The 17,708-nt window shown below is 47.6% G+C and carries 21 protein-coding genes; 17 read left to right on the top strand and 4 right to left on the bottom strand.

Annotated features, from left to right (window positions below; translation table 11 throughout):
- Positions 1-27 precede the first annotated feature (27 nt).
- The 3 genes from L9G74_RS13810 to L9G74_RS13800 all read left to right on the top strand — a co-directional run bounded on the left by L9G74_RS13810 (position 28) and on the right by L9G74_RS13800 (position 4,544).
- The gene (locus tag L9G74_RS13810; protein ID WP_238897004.1) at positions 28-2,769 is read left to right on the top strand and encodes a M14 family metallopeptidase; all 2,742 of its coding nucleotides are present in this window, start codon (positions 28-30) and stop codon (positions 2,767-2,769) included.
- A 718-nt stretch (positions 2,770-3,487) separates the two neighbouring features.
- Positions 3,488-3,733, top strand: a complete 246-nt coding sequence (locus L9G74_RS13805; RefSeq protein ID WP_238897003.1) for a hypothetical protein — start codon at positions 3,488-3,490, stop codon at positions 3,731-3,733.
- A 268-nt stretch (positions 3,734-4,001) separates the two neighbouring features.
- Positions 4,002-4,544 (top strand): hypothetical protein, encoded by a 543-nt coding sequence (locus L9G74_RS13800; protein ID WP_238897002.1) that lies wholly within the window; start codon positions 4,002-4,004, stop codon positions 4,542-4,544.
- A 283-nt stretch (positions 4,545-4,827) separates the two neighbouring features.
- On the opposite strand, the gene L9G74_RS13795 is transcribed toward L9G74_RS13800, so the two are convergent.
- Positions 4,828-5,802 carry an alpha/beta hydrolase gene (locus L9G74_RS13795; RefSeq protein WP_238897001.1) on the bottom strand — a complete coding sequence of 325 codons (975 nt, stop codon included), beginning with the start codon at positions 5,800-5,802 and terminating at the stop codon, positions 4,828-4,830.
- A gap of 124 nt (positions 5,803-5,926) precedes the next feature.
- Between L9G74_RS13795 and L9G74_RS13790 the strand changes: the two genes are divergently transcribed.
- The 11 genes from L9G74_RS13790 to L9G74_RS13740 all read left to right on the top strand — a co-directional run bounded on the left by L9G74_RS13790 (position 5,927) and on the right by L9G74_RS13740 (position 10,573).
- Positions 5,927-6,199, top strand: coding sequence for a MerR family transcriptional regulator (locus tag L9G74_RS13790; protein ID WP_238897000.1), 273 nt, complete (start codon positions 5,927-5,929; stop codon positions 6,197-6,199).
- Positions 6,199-6,399 carry a hypothetical protein gene (locus L9G74_RS13785; RefSeq protein ID WP_238896999.1) on the top strand — a complete coding sequence of 67 codons (201 nt, stop codon included), beginning with the start codon at positions 6,199-6,201 and terminating at the stop codon, positions 6,397-6,399. The genes L9G74_RS13790 and L9G74_RS13785 overlap by 1 nt, the downstream gene beginning before the upstream one ends.
- A 175-nt stretch (positions 6,400-6,574) precedes the next feature.
- Entirely contained in the window at positions 6,575-6,994 is a 420-nt protein-coding gene (locus L9G74_RS13780; RefSeq protein ID WP_238896998.1) for a hypothetical protein, read from the top strand.
- A 22-nt stretch (positions 6,995-7,016) separates the two neighbouring features.
- Entirely contained in the window at positions 7,017-7,391 is a 375-nt protein-coding gene (locus tag L9G74_RS13775; protein ID WP_238896997.1) for a hypothetical protein, read from the top strand.
- Positions 7,392-7,463: 72 nt separating this feature from the next.
- Positions 7,464-7,781, top strand: coding sequence for a hypothetical protein (locus tag L9G74_RS13770; protein WP_238896996.1), 318 nt, complete (start codon positions 7,464-7,466; stop codon positions 7,779-7,781).
- Complete coding sequence (locus tag L9G74_RS13765; protein WP_238896995.1) at positions 7,765-8,331, top strand: YfbO family protein; 567 nt, start codon at positions 7,765-7,767, stop codon at positions 8,329-8,331. Before L9G74_RS13770 ends, L9G74_RS13765 begins: the two co-directional genes overlap by 17 nt.
- Positions 8,332-8,465: 134 nt before the next feature.
- The gene (locus L9G74_RS13760) at positions 8,466-8,915 is read left to right on the top strand and encodes a hypothetical protein (RefSeq protein WP_238896994.1); all 450 of its coding nucleotides are present in this window, start codon (positions 8,466-8,468) and stop codon (positions 8,913-8,915) included.
- A gap of 39 nt (positions 8,916-8,954) precedes the next feature.
- The gene (locus L9G74_RS13755) at positions 8,955-9,398 is read left to right on the top strand and encodes an SMI1/KNR4 family protein (RefSeq protein WP_238896993.1); all 444 of its coding nucleotides are present in this window, start codon (positions 8,955-8,957) and stop codon (positions 9,396-9,398) included.
- Positions 9,399-9,450: 52 nt separating this feature from the next.
- On the top strand, positions 9,451-9,912 hold the full coding sequence (locus L9G74_RS13750) for a hypothetical protein (RefSeq protein WP_238896992.1): 462 nt from the start codon (positions 9,451-9,453) through the stop codon (positions 9,910-9,912).
- Positions 9,913-9,960: 48 nt separating this feature from the next.
- Complete coding sequence (locus L9G74_RS13745; RefSeq protein ID WP_238896991.1) at positions 9,961-10,251, top strand: hypothetical protein; 291 nt, start codon at positions 9,961-9,963, stop codon at positions 10,249-10,251.
- 73 nt (positions 10,252-10,324) lie between these two features.
- Positions 10,325-10,573, top strand: a complete 249-nt coding sequence (locus L9G74_RS13740) for a hypothetical protein (protein ID WP_238896990.1) — start codon at positions 10,325-10,327, stop codon at positions 10,571-10,573.
- Between the two features lie 690 nt (positions 10,574-11,263).
- Here L9G74_RS13740 and L9G74_RS13735 read toward each other — a convergent pair.
- Together L9G74_RS13735 and L9G74_RS13730 are read right to left on the bottom strand one after the other, a co-directional pair.
- A complete protein-coding gene (locus tag L9G74_RS13735) occupies positions 11,264-11,698 on the bottom strand; it encodes a DUF3859 domain-containing protein (protein ID WP_238896989.1) in 435 nt (144 codons plus the stop codon).
- A 101-nt stretch (positions 11,699-11,799) separates the two neighbouring features.
- Positions 11,800-13,989: a toxin-antitoxin system YwqK family antitoxin gene (locus L9G74_RS13730; RefSeq protein WP_238896988.1), complete on the bottom strand. Its 2,190-nt coding sequence runs from the start codon at positions 13,987-13,989 to the stop codon at positions 11,800-11,802.
- 252 nt (positions 13,990-14,241) lie between these two features.
- Between L9G74_RS13730 and L9G74_RS13725 the strand changes: the two genes are divergently transcribed.
- The 3 genes from L9G74_RS13725 to L9G74_RS13715 all read left to right on the top strand — a co-directional run bounded on the left by L9G74_RS13725 (position 14,242) and on the right by L9G74_RS13715 (position 15,203).
- Positions 14,242-14,490, top strand: a complete 249-nt coding sequence (locus L9G74_RS13725) for a hypothetical protein (RefSeq protein WP_238896987.1) — start codon at positions 14,242-14,244, stop codon at positions 14,488-14,490.
- Positions 14,491-14,511: 21 nt separating this feature from the next.
- On the top strand, positions 14,512-14,814 hold the full coding sequence (locus L9G74_RS13720; protein ID WP_238896986.1) for a hypothetical protein: 303 nt from the start codon (positions 14,512-14,514) through the stop codon (positions 14,812-14,814).
- 143 nt (positions 14,815-14,957) lie between these two features.
- Positions 14,958-15,203, top strand: coding sequence for a hypothetical protein (locus L9G74_RS13715; protein WP_238896985.1), 246 nt, complete (start codon positions 14,958-14,960; stop codon positions 15,201-15,203).
- Positions 15,204-15,260: 57 nt separating this feature from the next.
- On the opposite strand, the gene L9G74_RS13710 is transcribed toward L9G74_RS13715, so the two are convergent.
- Positions 15,261-17,507 carry a toxin-antitoxin system YwqK family antitoxin gene (locus L9G74_RS13710; RefSeq protein ID WP_238896984.1) on the bottom strand — a complete coding sequence of 749 codons (2,247 nt, stop codon included), beginning with the start codon at positions 17,505-17,507 and terminating at the stop codon, positions 15,261-15,263.
- Between the last annotated feature and the right edge of the window lie 201 nt (positions 17,508-17,708).

The following is a 17,708-nucleotide window of genomic DNA, read 5'->3' as shown; positions in this document are numbered from 1 at the left end:
CACAAATCATTCGAATAACGACAAAAAATGCCCATTAAAACAACTCTACTCGCCTCCTCAATTATCGCTATTCTGAGTCTTAGCACTGCCAGCGCTATGGCCGCCCCGCTGCAAGCCACTACCTCCGCCGACAGCAGCAGTGAACTTTGGCCGAATGCCCAATACGCCGCCAATATTCCCACCATTAAACAGGTACTGGGCTACCACTTGGGTGAGCGCATCACCACCCACAGTGACATGCTGCGCTACTTTGAAGCACTCGCCAAAGCCGCACCAGATCGCATCAAACTGTTTGATTACGGCACCACGTGGGAAGGCCGCCAACTGATCTACGCCGCCATCGCTAAACCGGACACACTGGCGCATCTCGATCAATTCAGTGCCGACATGCAGCAACTGGCCGATCCACGTAAGACCAACAAACAACAAGCGCAAAAGCTGATCAAGCAGCTGCCCTCGTCAGTGTGGTTAGAGCACAGCGTACACGGCAATGAGATCAGCAGTACCGATGCGGCAATGATGACCGCCTACCACCTGCTGGCCACCCAAAACGATGCGATGGTTGATAAAATTTTTGCCAATACTGTGGTGTTTATCGACCCACTGCAAAACCCCGATGGTCGCATGCGTTTTATCAATTTTTACTATCAAACCGTGGGTCTGCAACCGAGCAGCGATCGTTTGAGTGTTGAGCATAACGAGCCGTGGCCACGCGGTCGCAGCAACCACTATCTGTTTGATATGAACCGTGATTGGCTCACCATCACCCAGCCCGAAACCGCTGGTCGCATTAAAGCGCTACTCAAGTACAAACCGAACATTGTGGTCGATTTGCACGAGATGCAAGGCGACGCCAGCTACTTCTTTGTACCGGCGGCCGATCCAATCAACCCGCACATGAGCAAAACGCAGATCGCCAACAACACCTTGGTGGGCAAAAACAACGCCAAATACTTTGATGAGTTTGGTTTTGATTACTACACCCGCGAAGTATTTGACGGCTTCTACCCAGGTTACGGCGATAGCTGGCCAACCTTTTACGGTGCCTCGGCCGCCACTTATGAAGTGGCCTCAGCGCGCGGCGATCATTTCAAAAAAACCAACGGCGATATCCTCACCTTTATCGACACGGTGCAGAAGCATTTTGTTGCCTCACTCGCCACCGCCGAAACCGCTGCCGATCATCGTGAAAAACTGCTGACCGATTTCTATCAATATCAAGTCGATGCCATCAAAGCGGGTAAAGATGATGACGAGCGCAGCTTTATTCTGCCCGCCAGCGATGACTTAGCCGGCAGCCATAAACTGGCGACCTTAATGGCTAAACATGGGGTAGAAGTACGCCAAGCAGACAAAGCCTTTAGCGCGTGTGGCAAAGACTACAGCGCTGGCGCGTATGTGATTGATACCGCCCAGCCGCGCGGCCGCTTTGTCAAAACGCTGTTCACCCAGCAAGTGGATATGGATAAACCGTTTTTGACCGAGCAAGAACGCCGCCGCGCCCGTAAGTTGCACGACGAGATCTACGATGTCACTGCGTGGTCGCTGCCATTGATGTACAACGTTGACAGCTACAGCTGCGACGATGCCATCGACGTTGCTAGCCACAGCGTTAGCGCCGATGCGCCGCTGCAAGGCAAAGTGGTTAACCCGAACGCCAAAGTGGCCTACTTAGTGCCGTGGGGCGATATGGCTAGCGGCCGTTTTCTCACTGCCGCGCTGCGCCAAGGCATTCGCGTAAAAAGTGCCGACAAAGCCTTTACCACTGGCGATAACCACAACTACCCCGCGGGCTCACTGATTGTTGAAGTCAAAGCCAATGACGCCGATTTAGCCGCCCAAGTGCAGCAAATCGCTAACGACACCGGCGCACAAGTGACCGGCGTGGATTCCAGTTGGGTTATCAAAGGGCCAAACTTTGGCAGTGAAAACACCGTCACCATGAGCGCGCCAAACGTTGCCATGGCATGGGATGAACCGACCAGCTCACTCAATGCCGGTAATACTCGCTATGTGATTGAACAACAGTTCAACTGGCCGGTGACCGCCATTCGCAGCGCCCAACTCGCCAGCGCCAACTTGAGCGACTACCAAGTGCTGATCTTGCCATCTGGCGATTACAGCCAAGCCTTAGGTGAAAGCGGCGCCGCCAACCTGAAAAACTGGGTTAAACAAGGCGGCGTGTTAATCACCTTAGATGACGCCACCCGTTATGCCTCAACGCCAAAAGCGGGCTTGATTGATGTGCAACAAGAGTTGGCTTACCGCGCAGAAAGCAAAGACGGCGCACCGAGCGACAAAGCGGATAAATCTGATAGCAGCGACGACAACCGCGTGGCCGGTAGTTTGATCAAATCGCACGATGAACTGATCAGCCGGATCGAAACCCCGCAAGAGCTACCGGATCATGTCTCTGGCGTACTGGCGAATGTGGAAGTTGACCAAGAGCATTGGCTCACCGCTGGAGTGAAGCCAGAAGTGGTCTCGTTAGTGATTGGTAACGATATGTTCACCCCCATCAAACTGGCCTCCGGTAAAAACGTCGCGTGGTTTAGCGATGAAAAACACCTGCTCGCCAGCGGCTACATGTGGCAGCAAAACCGTAAGCAACTCGCCTACAAACCATTTTTGATCTACCAACCTACCGGTAACGGCATGGTGATTGGTTACACCCAAGACCCAACTGCCCGTGGTTATCTGGATGGCTTGAATGTGATGTTGATGAATACCATCTTCCGCGCAGCGGCGCATGCGACGCCATTGCGATAAGGTGAGTGGTGCGATTGGTAATCGCACTTTTGAGTAAAGCAAAAGCCCTCGGTTGAGGGCTTTTTGTTATGCGCTGCGCGCGATGCTAGTAGGTGATGTTTGGATGTTTTCAGTTTGTCTGTGAACACTTACGTGCATGTCGCATTGGATGCGCTAAATCGCCTGCCGCGGGCTTTGATTTTATGGCTTGCAGCCATTGCAACCTACGGTTGCGAAAGTCGTGGAACTACTCGTTCCACACCAGAGCCAAAGGGCGATGCTCGTCCCTCGCCCTTTGGAAACCCGACGACGCCCCACGGCGCAAAACGCTCCGGCGCTTCTGGTTTGCCATCTTCGCAAATCGCTCTGATTCGTCATCCATGACTCACCATCGCTTCTCGGCGTCCATGCCTCGATTGCTCTATGTCTGCCCAACGCACCTACGCAGCACCGAAGGGGTAGTTGGTGTTGCCTGCAATGCCGCATGTGAGCGCTGCTCCGTTTGTGCCAGATTCGCGCAATGTCGCTTTTTATACAGCGGTGCTGTTGAAATGTCGTATTCCATGCAGTTAGCCACTTCGAAAGTGGGATAATTATCTATTGTGGTCAATAAGATATAAGCATAGATTAAGCGATAAGAATTGATAAAAAACGACATTGTACCGTGTGAAATTACGACATCATGTCGTCTAATATACTGTTATGTTTGTCCAAAGCTCATAGCTTTTTGGGAGTATCCATGCCAATAAAAAAATGGTTAATTCAATATTCTATAGCGCTGCCCATTGTCTTTTCTTTATTAGCAGCTGTTCAATATCTAAAAGGGCAAAGTTTGGAGTATTCGGTAGAGTTTGGTGTTACTTGGGCAGTTATATCAATTGGCATTTTTGCATTGAGGCGGTTTTATAACTATCGCAAAAATATTAATTGTGCGCTCTGTAATGATTTACCCAATAGCAACCAAGATTCTGGTGACAGTAAGTAAACATAACAAGCAAATGTTAATCACCCATGCTACGCATGGGCTGCGACGGCAAAACGCAAAAAATGAGGACAGCCACCAATTTAGCTTCACCTAACACACTGAAATTGCAGACAACGCCAATTCCCCTTCGGCGCCGCGTAGGTGCGTTGGGCAATATCAGGCAATGTATCGTTTTATAAGAAAAAATGACGGCTTACAGACTTACTTTTTCCGCACAAGTCTATAAATTATCTAACGATATACGCTGTAATTTCTGGGAAGAACTGTAATGATTTGGAGTATTTTCTCTTCCGCTAAACGCTACCCAGCAGTAGCTGTAGGTAAGGAAGATGGTTTTGTAGATCTAGCATTTACTATTTCAACTGCAAAAAAATATCAATCAGGCGCTTTTGAAATCGAAGTAAAAGGCAAATTGGAAGGTGCCAACGTCGGTTTTGCCATTGAGTTATTACCATCTTGGGAAGCAACCCCCATCGAAGGTGTTGCCAATTTCTATTGGGGGGAAGCATTTTTCAAAAGTACGGGGGTAGAGTCAGAGGCTTTTATAAGCGCGCTAGCGGATCTATATGGTGCAACCATTAGCCACATAGTTATTCCAGATAAAGTCTATGCCAAAGTAGTTGGCCTTGATTGTAATCCAGAGCAACTTGAAACAACGCCATGCCGTATGAAGTTCTTTTTTAATTCAGATGGTGCAGAGGAGCTATATTCTGAAGTTTTTATAAACGTTGATCTCGCTGCTAACATGCTCCAATTTAACGAAAAAGATGTAGGTTATCGTGCTCCACTACTACGGTCATTAATGCGATAACTGCCTAATTTATCTCAGCATTATAAATCCATAAACCCACGAATGATGTGTCAGATTAAAGGTAGAGGTAAAAAATGGGACATCCACCAATTTAACCTCAGATAACACACTGAAATTTCAGGCAACACCGATTTCCCCTTCGACGCGGCGAAGGAGCGTTGGGCAGGCATCAAGCAAGCGCAGCTTGCTATGGCGAAGCCATAAAATTAAAGCCCTCTGTTGAGGGCTTTTGCTTACGCGCTTTTCATCAAGTGTGCAACATCACTGCACGCTGAAAAAACTGCTATTTCAGATTCTCAGTGAAGAACGCTTCCAGTTTGGCAAATGGAATAATGTTCTTATCGTCGTACAGATCGGTATGCACCGCATCTGGGATGATGATCAGCTCTTTGTTGTCACCAGTCAGCTTGGTAAAGGCATCTTTACTGAAGTAACAAGAGTGCGCTTTTTCACCATGGATCATCAGCACCGCGTTGCGGATTTCATCGCTGTATTGCAGCAGTGGCATATTGGCAAACGACAGTGGTGAGGTGACATTCCAACCTTTGTTGGAGTTTAACGAGCGTTGATGATAACCACGGTCGGTTTTGTAGTAGTCAAAGTAATCTTTAACGAAGAATGGTACATCGTCTGGCAGCTCATCCGGCACACCGCCCGCCAAGGCATAAGTGCCATTTTTATAATCTTCTGTGCGTTGCGCATTCAGATTTTTGCGCATTTCATAGCGATCATCGGCGCTCATTGAATCAAAATAGCCGTTGGCTGTAACGCGCGACATATCGTACATGGTCGATGTCACTGTCGCTTTAATGCGTGGGTCCATCGCCGCTGCGTTCAGTGCCATGCCGCCCCAACCGCAGATACCGATGATGCCGATGTTATCCGCATCAACATTATCTAAAGTAGAAAGAAAATCGACCGCGGCAGAAAAGTCTTCAGTGTTAATGTCTGGCGATGCGACATATCGCGGCAAGCCACCGCTTTCGCCGGTGTAAGACGGGTCAAATGCAATGGTCAAAAAGCCTTTTTCCGCCATGGTTTGCGCATACAAACCCGATGATTGCTCTTTTACCGCACCAAATGGGCCAGCTACGGCGATAGCAGCTAATTTACCTGATGCGTCTTTAGGCTCGTACAAGTCAGCAGCAAGCGAAATGCCATAGCGGTTATGAAAAGTGATTTTGCGGTGTTTTACGTTCTCACTCAGTGGGAATGTTTTATCCCAATCTTGGGTCAATGCTAACGTTTGATTATCCACGTTCAGGTTTCTCCGTTGCTAAAATGTCTTGGTAGCTTGTTCTTTCTCAAGCTGCTGCGCCATAATCTACCCCCTAAAGCCGACTTTAGGTCAAGCACAAATTTGCATTGGGGATAACGAAGTAATGTATTCAATTGGTGAAGTATCAAACATGTTTCAACTGACGGTGCCGACACTGCGGTACTACGACCAGCAAGGCTTGTTTCCCAATCTCAAACGCAGTGAATCCGGCGTTCGTTCGTTTTGCCAGAATGATCTTGAGGGTCTTCGCGTTATCGAATACCTGAAAAAAGCTGGCATGTCGTTGAAGGATATTCGCACTTTTATCGATTGGTGCCATGAGGGAGATGGCACGCTGGTTGACCGCCAAAATATGTTTCTGGATAATTGGCCGTAGTGCAGGCCGAGATAGCCGAACTTAACCGCGTGCAAGACTTACTCAAATTTAAAGCTTGGTATTACACCCAAGCGGTAGCTGAAAACACTGAAGCGCGCATAAAGCATATTCAGCCGCAAGATATGCCAGAAGAGATTAGAAAGGCGTATGAAAACTCACATGCTGAGTTGGAGTGCCCACCAGCACATGTTGGAAATTAACGGCTGACGTCTGGTAAGACGTGAGAATATTAGACACCTTCTAAATTCTCAAAATACTGCCGCTCATACGCTGCTAGCGGCACTCGGCCATTGTTTAATCTAATAGAATGCTATAACAAGGCGCATCTTAGCTAAATGTTATTGTCATCTGCAAAAATCAACTCAACGGAGCGAAATGAACATTGCCCAAATAATAAGCGAAAGACGCGCAGGTTTTCTAAAGATTGAATCTAAGCATATTTATGATGCCAATATCGCCGCAGCAGTGAATAGCCTTGGTTATGCCGTAGGGGCTGACTGTTTAACAGAGTGTGATGTTCATTACGCTCTTGATGTTATCAAAACGATGCTATGGAAAGATTTGGCCTATAGCATTGAGTTAATCAAAGAAGATGCGGCGATAACACGAGCAGAATACTTGATAAGCCAGTTCGCCAATTCGGAATCGACCTTTTTTGTGAATGGCGACTTCAAAGATTATCATACTTCATCGTCTAGTGATTTCACGCCAATAACGACAGCCACATTTAACGCAGCGCTATTTATTCTAAATAACAATACTGTTACTTGTATTTTGGTCGATGATGAAGATTGAGTTGCATTAAATGGATATTGTAATGAAATTTGAATTACATGAATTACATGAATTACATGAATTTAAAGCTACATTCGGAAGATCTTGCCCGCCATTATTGGTGCAACTTCTCAGAGATCCCATTTTTCTTCATGGTGCAGTTGGTTTTGAAATCCCCGGGCGACTTGTAGCTGAAATACAGTATCTATTAACGCTTAGTGATGCTAAAAAAGCTGACATTGATGCCGGCATGTTTGCATTTGCAGTAAATACCGATGGTGATGAATTATTAGTCGATCTATCTGACGAAACGTTAGCTATTTATCAACGTGAATTTGACGAAATTGACACCATTGGTATGACAATCACGGACTTATTAAATTCTCAAAAATTCACATTGACCAATAGTGAAAACTAACCCCAATGTCAGATAATAAGTGCACCATAGAATGTATTGATTATGCTAAGAAATAGTTAAAAGGTTATTTTTATGGCTTACGATTTAGTTGTTGGCACTAGTCCTTTGGTAAAGGACAACCCCATTTGTGTGAGTAGCATTGAGTTTTCATCTTATCCTGAGCTATGTTCATTACACCAGCGAAACAGCGGTACGTTTTTCACGAAATTGATGGATCAGTTTAGTGACGCAACATTTAATCTCGCCGAATTATCGGCAGCGCAAAACTCACTGTTTGAACTCATGCTGCAAGATATTAATGCCAAAGAGTTAGCCATTGTGTATCAAATTATCTCAGCAGTATCCTACGCCATACATGTTCAGCAACCCATGCATGGCGTTGCTGATTAATCTCAGGGCTGCAATATTTCGCCATGGGCTCACCTTAGCGAGCGCACCGTACCTAACATCGCCAATCCCCACAAACTGCGCGCTGCTGCGGCGCGAGTACAAGGAAAGCAAAGTGACCACTAAAATCGAATTATTGGCCAAATTGAACGCATTATTCGATGCAGACCCAGATGCGCCACCAGTAGTGACTTTAGATGAGTATTTCTCAGAAAATGATGATGAAGAGTCCATCGCACCCAACAACTGGGGATTTGGCAGACCATCAATAAAGTTAATCTACCAACACTTGCAAGATATCGCTGCCAGAACAGATGTACAGGGCGTTTATGTCGGCCTTCATGATGAGTGGCCGGAATCACTCGATGACGATGAATTATGGCCTGCCGCTGAAAACATTCATATTATTACCACGGCGCCACAATCTGAGGTAGAAACGTGGCTTGAAGCACTGGAGATTGACGGCGTTAGCGCTGGCTGGCCTTATGGCGAGCATAAGCTGTCGCCAAAACCTCAAGCCGACTATACGCTTTATACCATCTTCTGGGACTAACCATTTTCAGCGGATAAAGCGCGAATAAACTCGCGACTAGTTTGGCTACGTGAGCTCGCTTATCAGCACTGGTTTTTCGCTAAGATTTTACGACGCCACTTCAACATTAGCAGCAATGGATAACAGGAATACCAATGGATTTTGCACAACTGCTAGGTAAAAAACTCAAAGATGATCTCCTACTGGAAATATTTGCGCAATACGATATCGACGTAGTGTATGACTTCGATAAAACCCATGAAAATATGGAAGATCACTACTGGGCTGCCGCACCACAACATGGCTTTCAGTTTCGTTTTAATCAAGCACAATTATTGGATGTAATATTTCTATATATGGTGCCACGAGAAGGATTTACGCCAATAGATAAAGCCGAAATTGACGTACCAATTTATACGTCATTTAAGGAGGCTAAGCAGGCTTTTGAACACAATGGCATCGCCTTTACTCAGTCACCAGTAGAAGATCCAAACAGCACCTGGTTTCAGCGATGGATAAAAGCCAACCACGGAGCATACACTGCGCATTATGAGTTCAAAGACCAGCAATTACGCATGATCACTCTTAGCCTGCCAAATGAGTAACTTATTCATTAATCATACGTTCTAGTTGGAAGTGTTGTTATGTTTGCAGATTTTAATGTCATGCTTGATGGTGACCGCCGTATTACACGAAAAAGACGTTACACAAGCAGTGAGATAGAAGATTTTGAAAACCAGTATCGTCTAACCCTGCCTGCCCTTTATAAACATTTTTTACATGACGTCGGCACTTTTTTATATGTAGATGACGCCTATGGCGCGACCTTTGAGTTGCTCAATCTTGAACAGATCAGCGATTGGTCGCAGCAAGTGTTTTATGGTTCAAATAATCTATTTCCAACAATACTGCTAATCGCCAGTGATACTAGCGGAGAAAACTTCGGCATCATTGCGGGGAGCGAGTTATTGCAGGTGTTTGATCCAGAATGCCCAGTAGAACTTTGGCCGGAAGAACAGCTCGCCAGCTATCGCTTTAGCGATTGGTTTCAGCTGCTTTTGAACAAAAAATTGACCAAGACTTGGTAGCAAGGATGCACGGCATCTGTGTAAAACATGGCCTTTCTTTCGGAATTAGTTAATGAACAAAGAAAATTTACTCAAGGCATTTGATCAAGCGATCATCGACCTTGAAGCCGCAGGCGACATTGTCGTAACGACCACGGTTTCTAGCAAGATATCCACGTATTTATACTCGGTTGTACGTGATGCATTATGCGATGAGCACAAGCAACAATCAGCAGCGCTACAGCTGCCAGAACTCCGCATAGAGTCAACGCTCGCTCATTGCATTACTAAACTCGAAACAATCTTTAATCTCACCGCAGACGATGCCGATCAGTTGGCCTATCAGTTTTATGCATTGTGCCATGAGCGCCATTCAGAGCTAGAAATCGCTGATTACTTTTCCCATGAAGGTCCGTTTGAGATTGCGTTAACGGCATACTATTGCTGCCACTTGGGTAAAAATCGGTTCGGTAATTCTGACTATCTTGACTGGAGAAAACCCTTCTATGCGGAATTTGACCGCTACGATCGCTAGTAAATTCTCGGTGCACTGATTATCTCAAAACAGGACGACCTAAACGCTATGGAATTGCGTCAACAACTCGACATTCAGCAAATTGCGTTAAATTCCGCCGAGGTTTTGCCAAAGTTTGCCTACCGCCGAAACTCGCCAGTGTATCCATTGGTATGTAGCGTCAACCACACCATTTGCTGCCTGAATTCTCAGCACTTACAACCAATTCCCGTTTTGCTTGAACGGATAAAGCGGTTTATGGATGAACACCCGGATTTGTCTGGGGCTGAAAGTTACTACTCATCAGTATCAGCATATATCGCTGATGTAGAAAGGTATTTGGTGGAAAATGACGTATAACCTTGCACAACTCCGAGTTGCAAATCGACCGCTTTCGCTGCCGTAACACAACCTCCCCATCAGGATAAATAACATGTTCAAAAGTCCGCTATTAAGCCAAATCCTCGCCGCCGAGCTGAGCAACAACAATGAGATTGCTGAGAATACTCAATGGCTGCCGCAATGCGAAAAACTTATCATTTTGGCATACCGATTCTCGCGCACTTACGATGGTGCAAACTATCGCGAATTAAACGACGGCCATTATTGGTTCGCAGAGTATGTGGATGGGGATGAGTGTCTCGCCTGTAAATTTAAAACGCATTCTATCGACTTACTGTGACGTCAAGATCTCCAGCAACAATGGGAAGATGTCCAAAAATAATTGCAAAGCGTTGACAGGCAACACCAATTCCCCTCGGCGCGGCAAAGGAGCGTTGGGCTGCCATTGAGCAATCGAGGCATTCGCCAAAACGACCAACCCAACGTGCTTTAGAAAGCTAACAACACCAATGTTCTTACAGAAGTACGCCGAGAATTCCCAGCACAGATGAACCAGTGACAATATAAAAAGGACAGCCACCAATTTAGCTTCACTTAACACACTGAAATTGCAGACAACACCGATTCCCCTTCGGCGCGGCAAAGGTGCGTTGGGCAGGCATCAAGCAATCGAGATATGGATATCGAGAAGCGATGGTGAGCGAGGGACCGCGAATCAGAGCGATTTGCGAAGATGGCAAACCAGAAGCACCGTAGCGTTTCGCGCCGTGGGGCAGCAAGGGGATCGACAAGGGGCTAGGCTGAACAGCCCCCTTGTCTCGTAGTGTGAGCGCGAAAGCTCACGACTTTGCCAAGCGTAGCTTGGTATGGCGCCAGCCATAAAATCAAAGCCCGCTGCAAGCGATTTAACACATATTTGCCCACTGGCGACGCCACAAAAAACCTATAAAGAAACAATCACCGATACGGCACGTATCAGCCAAGCGCAGCTTGGCACAAAACCCCAAGGTGTTGCCCACCAAACAACACCTTAGAACCCTCTTCGTTTCCAAAAGTTACCGATCTGTTCCTCTTCATCACGGTAGTGCACTTTAAAGCTTTGCTCGGCGACTACTTGGCCGCGAATTTCTAACGTCATGCGCCAGCGGCCGACTTTATTGGCGAGTGGTGCCCAGATGGTGTCACCGAGAAAGAACTTCCAATCGTTGGATTCAACGTACACTTCACCATCAAAAGGCGCCATGACTTCGCCTTCGTCATCGGTAATGTCGGGATGGTAGATGCAGTAACGCATCAACTGATTTTTGGCTTTGCGAATACGGGCAACGAAGCCAAATTCAATGTCTAATTCGGCGGGTATATGCACGGTGGCTTGCAGGAATTTGGGCAACTCTTTGCTGTCTTCATCCCACTTACTGAAAATGCCGGACTGTAATACGGTGACGTCAGGTTTAAGTTTCGACACTGGCGTTGCTCTCTGTTGCTGAGGTGATATTGAACATTATGGCGGCGCATGCGCCATAAAAAAGGCGGCAAAGTGTAACATGCCGCCTAATAAACTTCAGCCTAGCGCAGCGCCAGCGGGAACTTGCAGCTTGCGGTCGCTGCGGTTTGTTGCCCTTGCTGATCAAACTCTTTGCCACAAACTTGCTTACCATCGCGGTACAACAGCTGCCAATGGGGTTTGCCGCTGGGGTAATAGTTAGTTGAGACGCCGTCTTTTCTGCGCTGGTTAAAATCAGGCACTTGTTGGCCATTGATGGTTTTCATCGCTTGGGTTTTAAAGACTTCTTCTCGTGACACTACGCCAGCAAAATAACTACGGTCGATCATTTGGCCGTCATTGACCACTTCGCGTGTTTTATCCAAGCTGCCATCACTGCGGTTACAGTTGTATTCCACCAAGCCTGACGCGGTGTAGTGCTCAATGCATTGGCTCATGCCATTAGCAAAATAGGTGTAGCGCCAACCAAAACGTGCCCCGGCACGGCACTGTTCGCCATCAGCAGCAGTACAATATTGGGTAATTTCGTCAATGTGCTTATCATCTGCAAAATGGTATTCCATACCCGCTTTCTGGCCGTGCTGATATTCCGCGACAGTCGCAACGCCATATGGCGCACGCGGTTTAAACCATATTTGCCGTCCCTGCATTTCAACACCAGTACGAGAGTCTTTCAGTACGGTATTATGCAACTCTTTTAGTTGGCCGCTGTGTTTATCAAAGGTCAGTTGTTGGCCAACTTTTTCCCCATATTGATAATGCTCAACTTCTTGCAGCAGTTCGCCATCGTAGCGTACGCTCAGCCCATGCTGCTGACTCACCCAGGTGCCAGTACCATCTTTAAAGGCACGGAAGTCGCGTTGTTGATACAACTTGCCATATTTGTTGAAACTCAGCTCGGCACCATCAAGTTGCCCATGATGGAAGTATTTCACCTGTTTCAGGCTGCCATCATCACGGTAGTAACTGGCTTCGCCTTCGAGCGCATCGTCAACATATTGCTCACGTTCACGCACCACACCATCGTTGCCGGTCACCAGTCGCTCACCGTGTTTTAAACCATCTTGGTAATGCACCACCTCTTGGCTATCCCAGAGAGAACTCAACCATTCACCCTGTTTCTTATCATCGACGTATTGGCCTTTTTGCTCCAACCGTTTTGGGATTTTCCCTGAGGCATCAGGCTCAACATCGGTGATTTGCCACGTTTCATAATGACCATTGAGTTTGCCATTGGTGTAACTGGCTTCCCCCATCAGATCCTCAGTATGGTACGAATACAGTAACCATTTTCCCGCACGCTGACCGTCTTGATATTGGCCTTTCCAGTAACGGTCATCGCTGTACGCTTCAAGCCATTCGCCCACGCGCTGACCATTTTGATAGTCACCTTCAACTTCAATCGCACCATTACGTGGGCTCATGTTGACATAGTGGCCGTGGAGTTTGCCGTTGTCGTAAGTAGCTCTCACCACTACAGCGGCAAAGCTAGGCGATGCCTGCATATATTGCCATTGCGTGCCTTGCAACTTGCCTTGCTGCTCATAACCAATAGACGTTAATTGAAATGGCGCGGGATCTTGCTGGCCAAAAAATTCACGCTCATAGTGAGCGACTAAAGCATATTGCTGCCCATTGGCACTGATCTGTGCGGGATACTGCAGCCGATATGCCACCGCGTCATCAACATTAGCCGTGGCATGACCATTTTTATCAAGATAGCCGCTGAACTGGGCTTGCATGGCTAACTGACCGCTTAATGCCGCTTTGACGTTGTCATCAGCGTCTTGTGGTAGCTCATAGCGGGTAGTGAAATCTTGCAACGGCCATTGTTTGAGGGCTTGCCGCACCGCAGCAACAGTGAAGGATTTTAGGGTTGGCACCATACCGTTTAATTTCGTTTGAGCACGCTGCAACGACTGCCACTCAAAACCATTACTATCGCCATAGGCGCGTAATGCTTTCCCTTCGGGTGTATTCAGCATAACCAACACTTCACGGTGATGGTCACCGTCTAAGTCTTGATAGAACACCGCCACCACTTCAGTGCCACTCGGGTAACTATCGAGCTGTTGGCCCTGTTCGCCGTTGATGTAAGCGGTTAACTTGTCGGCTTGCTGATAGAAGCCTAGTTCGTTCTCATGGTCGGGCAACTCTAGCGGACCATGCACCAGTTCACCGGCTAATGCGGGAAAAGTAACTGCTGAAAAAATCACAAATTTAAACAAAAAATGAGTCGCTTTACTGCTCATGCAATATCATCCTTGTGCTGACAACTCTGCCATTCGCTGGCGAAAAACAGCCAATACTTTATCAGTTTAGCCAGCAAGGTAACACGGATAATTGTCATAAAATGTCAAAAATAGGCAGCTAGCAGGCGTTGTACTTGCGCAAGTTGCGGTGGGTTAATTAAGGACAACCGAGTGAACTTGCCATAGTGAATGGAGTCATAACGCTAGACCAGCGGATGACCGTAATGATTAGATTTGATGAAGGAATATCAAATGAAGTACCTACCCTTGGCGCTATGCAGCTGCGCCTTACTCAACGCTTGTATGACCAATAGCCCCAGTAATGAGCCCTGCCCACCAGGTGGCTGCACTGAGGATAACGTCAAATATGAAGGCGGCTATAGTGTACAGTTCCCTGCCCCCAGTAATTGCGATGAAGTCTTCGACACCAAAGAGAGAAGCAAATGCAAAAGCCAAGCGGCAATTCTGACTGACGCCATCAAGCAACATCAATCACAGTAATTAACGATTAAGAGCCTCTAAATGAAACACTGTAGTATGCAACGTTTTTCATCCGCCCTGTTTATGGTAGCGATGTTAAGTGCGTGTAGTAGTCGTAGTGATCGTTCCTACGCCGAGGAAATGGCCAGTCTGTGCTGGCCCGATGATGGCGATAGTTGCGCCGCTGCTGTAGGTATAGGTGTGGCACTTGATGCCGTAACCAGCCTCACTCGCCCAGCAAGCACAGACGGCTGTGCCAAACTCAGTGGCACCAAGCAGCAAGAGTGCATGACACAGGCAAAAGCGTTGAGTGAGTCGATCGATAACCACCGTAAACAGCAGTAATGGGTTGGCAGCAACGGCAAGCATCGAGCAAGCACAACAGCTATCGGATGCCGTTAACCAACAACATCCATAGTCACAAACAAGCTTTGGTGGATAACTATTTATCTGCCCATTTATAACACGATCAAATAAGGAATGATTTCATGGAAAGATGGTTATTAACTTCGCTGACGTGCCTAATCATGGCAGGTTGTAACAGCACCGCCAGCACTCCTCCCTGTAATCCGGGCGATTATTGTCCGGAGCAAGAAACGGCGGAGCTAACGTTGTTTAACTACGAAACCGCAGACAGATGTGATGAGATGGTCAATCCGCAGAGCAAAGCAGACTGTAAAGCCAAGGTCGATGCGATTAACGAGGCCATTAAACAACGCCGTAATAAGCAGTAATAACAAAGGCCACCAGCGGTGGCCTTGCGGTAAAACAGCGTCAAGCTAGCACCGAAGTTACTCGTCAATCTTGCAGTTAGCACTCTCTGCCGATGGCTCGCCAAGCAGGTTCAGCTTTTGACTACAAATGAACTTACCGTTTTGGTACAGATACTTATAAGTGGGTTTACCGGTTAAGGCGCTGTACTGAATCGTCACACCATCTTTGCGCATGCCGGCAAAGCCATACACCGGCTTGCCTTTGATGGTGGTTGAGTAGTTGGCAATTAACGCAGTTTGCTCCTGCAATACCCCACCGGAATAATAGCGACGTTTGATGGCGCGATCCGGAGCCGTCAGCTGTTGGCTTTCGCTCACATCACCTGAGGCACTGTAGCACTGGAAGCCTTGCTCCTGCCCTTCAACATAATCGCGCATACACTGCACGCTGCCGTCCTCATAGAAGCTACGGCGCACACCGCAGCGATCATTGCTATGGTAAGTAAACGGTTTGCCTTGCCAAGTTTCATCAATTTGTTGGCACCATGGAATTAACTCGCGCAGCGCACCGTTGTCGTAGAATTGATAGCTGGCATCAACACTTTGCCCGTGCCACTCATGGGAAAGATAAGTCAGTACACCCGCTTGGTTCAGACGCCCCCCCATGCCTTGTCGCTCAGCGGTAAAGAGAAAAAACTCTTTCAATTTGCCGCTATCTTGGTGAAATTCGTAACGATTTCCGCTGCGCTTGTCGTCTTGATAACTGCGCACATAATCGAGCTTACCGTTGTCAAAATAACCAATGGCGGTGCCGTCTTTGAGCGAGACTTGCTTACCGTCTTGCTCGGCAATCTTGTATGGCGTAATCCAACGTAGTTGGCCGTTGTCGTAGAAAGAGTAAAAATCGCCGTCTTTTACATTGTCGCGATAGTTAACCTGTTGTTTAATATTGCCATTATCGTAAAACTCACGTCCTAAGCCACTGCGCACACCCATGTCGTAGTGATATTGGCTGATCAGCACACCAGCGGCATTAAAAGTGCGGCTGTCACCATGGCGCTTACCCTGATGGTACTGCTCTAGCAACTGCCGAGATTCACCCCGCACGTCAATTTGCCATTCGCCTTCGCGTTGCCCATCCACATATGACCCTTTGGCATCACGCTCGATCCAATTGCCCTGTTTAACACCCATCTCATAGCGACCTTGGGCATAGATCACCCGTGCGGACTGATCGTCTTGCTGGTAATCTGGTTGCGTCTCTTGATAGTCACCATTGAGCTTGCCCTGCTCATAGTGAGCAAAGCCGACTTGCTGGTCATCAGAGCCGAACTGTAACCACTTACCCTGTTTTTTATCTTGTTGATAATTGCCTTGCCAGTAATCACCGTTTGAGTCCGTTTCCGTCCAACGGCCTTGGCGCGCACCAGCCACATAACTGCCCGACACAGCCAACTCACCAGTTCGCTCAGAGAACAACTGATAGTCGCCATCAAGTTGATTTTGCCGATAGTGGCTGACCGAGGCTAACTCAACCCAGCCATCGTGGCTCGGGTTGAATTGCACCAATTCCCCCGCGTATTGGCCTAAATCATCGGCCGCCATATAGCCCACCGCAGTGACAATAAAACCACTGCCATCGTTGTGCATGTTGTACGCAGCACGGGCATATTCTTGGGTGAGATAAAAGGTTTTGCTGTGCCCTGCCACGGTATCGGTGATGCTGGCGGGATATTGCACAAAGTAGCTGTCAGCACGAGCAGCGTCAGTCACCGGCTGACCGTTGCCGTCGCGATAACCGAGAAACTTGCCCGCTTTGGCATACTTGCCGTCCATCAATTGCGACAGCACTGGATCAGTAATATTGCTGATGCTGTAGTGCACCAAAAAGTTTTCCAGCGGCCAAGCCTTAAGCGCCTTGCGCGCGTCAGCCACGGTAAAGTGTTTGAGCTGTGCCGTTAATTGATCGAGCTTTGCTTGTGCCCGCGTTAATGGCCGCCATTGGATGTCGTTTGCGCCGTAGGCGGTCAAGCGTTTGCCGCTGCTGTTTTGCTGCATCACTATCACTTCGCGCTGACCATCGCCATCAAGGTCTTGGTAAAACACCGCGACAATTTCGGTATCTTTTGGATAGCTATCAATCTCTTGCTGACCGAGATATTCAGCGCTGACCAACACCGCTACCGCGTCAGCGCGTTGCTCAAAACTGAGCGATTGCGGATCATCTTCATCATCGGGGAGGGTCAGCGGCCCGTGGATAATTTGACCAGCCTGAGACATGAATGAACATAACGACAAGGCAGCGACGACAATAAGCTGTCTCATTTGCAGCATCCTTTTAATCAACATGAAGTGATGAGCCATTCCCTAAGCGCTGACTCGGCGTAGTGCGGTTATGTCGTGGCGAAAAACCGCGAATATCGAGCTAAAACAATCAATTGCTGGCGGATTATACACAGTTTATCAGCAAACAGCACACTGGCTGATGACACCAATGTCACATTCTGGCTAGGCTAATCCCGCGCG

Origin of the sequence: Shewanella electrica (assembly GCF_022321485.1) — a bacterium.
Taxonomy (GTDB): Bacteria; Pseudomonadota; Gammaproteobacteria; order Enterobacterales; family Shewanellaceae; genus Shewanella; species Shewanella electrica.
Note: the sequence above shows the minus strand (reverse complement) of the source record. Positions and strands in the feature narration are given on the sequence as shown.

What these genes read in the sequence shown, in the direction of transcription:
- L9G74_RS13810 (WP_238897004.1), top strand. Translation starts at nt 28, where the DNA reads ATGCCCATTAAAACAACTCTACTCGCCTCCTCAATTATCGCTATTCTG.
- L9G74_RS13805 (WP_238897003.1), top strand. Translation starts at nt 3,488, where the DNA reads ATGCCAATAAAAAAATGGTTAATTCAATATTCTATAGCGCTGCCCATT.
- L9G74_RS13800 (WP_238897002.1), top strand. Translation starts at nt 4,002, where the DNA reads ATGATTTGGAGTATTTTCTCTTCCGCTAAACGCTACCCAGCAGTAGCT.
- L9G74_RS13790 (WP_238897000.1), top strand. Translation starts at nt 5,927, where the DNA reads ATGTATTCAATTGGTGAAGTATCAAACATGTTTCAACTGACGGTGCCG.
- L9G74_RS13780 (WP_238896998.1), top strand. Translation starts at nt 6,575, where the DNA reads ATGAACATTGCCCAAATAATAAGCGAAAGACGCGCAGGTTTTCTAAAG.
- L9G74_RS13775 (WP_238896997.1), top strand. Translation starts at nt 7,017, where the DNA reads ATGAAATTTGAATTACATGAATTACATGAATTACATGAATTTAAAGCT.
- L9G74_RS13770 (WP_238896996.1), top strand. Translation starts at nt 7,464, where the DNA reads ATGGCTTACGATTTAGTTGTTGGCACTAGTCCTTTGGTAAAGGACAAC.
- L9G74_RS13765 (WP_238896995.1), top strand. Translation starts at nt 7,765, where the DNA reads ATGGCGTTGCTGATTAATCTCAGGGCTGCAATATTTCGCCATGGGCTC.
- L9G74_RS13760 (WP_238896994.1), top strand. Translation starts at nt 8,466, where the DNA reads ATGGATTTTGCACAACTGCTAGGTAAAAAACTCAAAGATGATCTCCTA.
- L9G74_RS13755 (WP_238896993.1), top strand. Translation starts at nt 8,955, where the DNA reads ATGTTTGCAGATTTTAATGTCATGCTTGATGGTGACCGCCGTATTACA.
- L9G74_RS13750 (WP_238896992.1), top strand. Translation starts at nt 9,451, where the DNA reads ATGAACAAAGAAAATTTACTCAAGGCATTTGATCAAGCGATCATCGAC.
- L9G74_RS13745 (WP_238896991.1), top strand. Translation starts at nt 9,961, where the DNA reads ATGGAATTGCGTCAACAACTCGACATTCAGCAAATTGCGTTAAATTCC.
- L9G74_RS13740 (WP_238896990.1), top strand. Translation starts at nt 10,325, where the DNA reads ATGTTCAAAAGTCCGCTATTAAGCCAAATCCTCGCCGCCGAGCTGAGC.
- L9G74_RS13730 (WP_238896988.1), bottom strand. Translation starts at nt 13,989, where the DNA reads ATGAGCAGTAAAGCGACTCATTTTTTGTTTAAATTTGTGATTTTTTCA.
- L9G74_RS13725 (WP_238896987.1), top strand. Translation starts at nt 14,242, where the DNA reads ATGAAGTACCTACCCTTGGCGCTATGCAGCTGCGCCTTACTCAACGCT.
- L9G74_RS13720 (WP_238896986.1), top strand. Translation starts at nt 14,512, where the DNA reads ATGAAACACTGTAGTATGCAACGTTTTTCATCCGCCCTGTTTATGGTA.
- L9G74_RS13715 (WP_238896985.1), top strand. Translation starts at nt 14,958, where the DNA reads ATGGAAAGATGGTTATTAACTTCGCTGACGTGCCTAATCATGGCAGGT.
- L9G74_RS13710 (WP_238896984.1), bottom strand. Translation starts at nt 17,507, where the DNA reads ATGAGACAGCTTATTGTCGTCGCTGCCTTGTCGTTATGTTCATTCATG.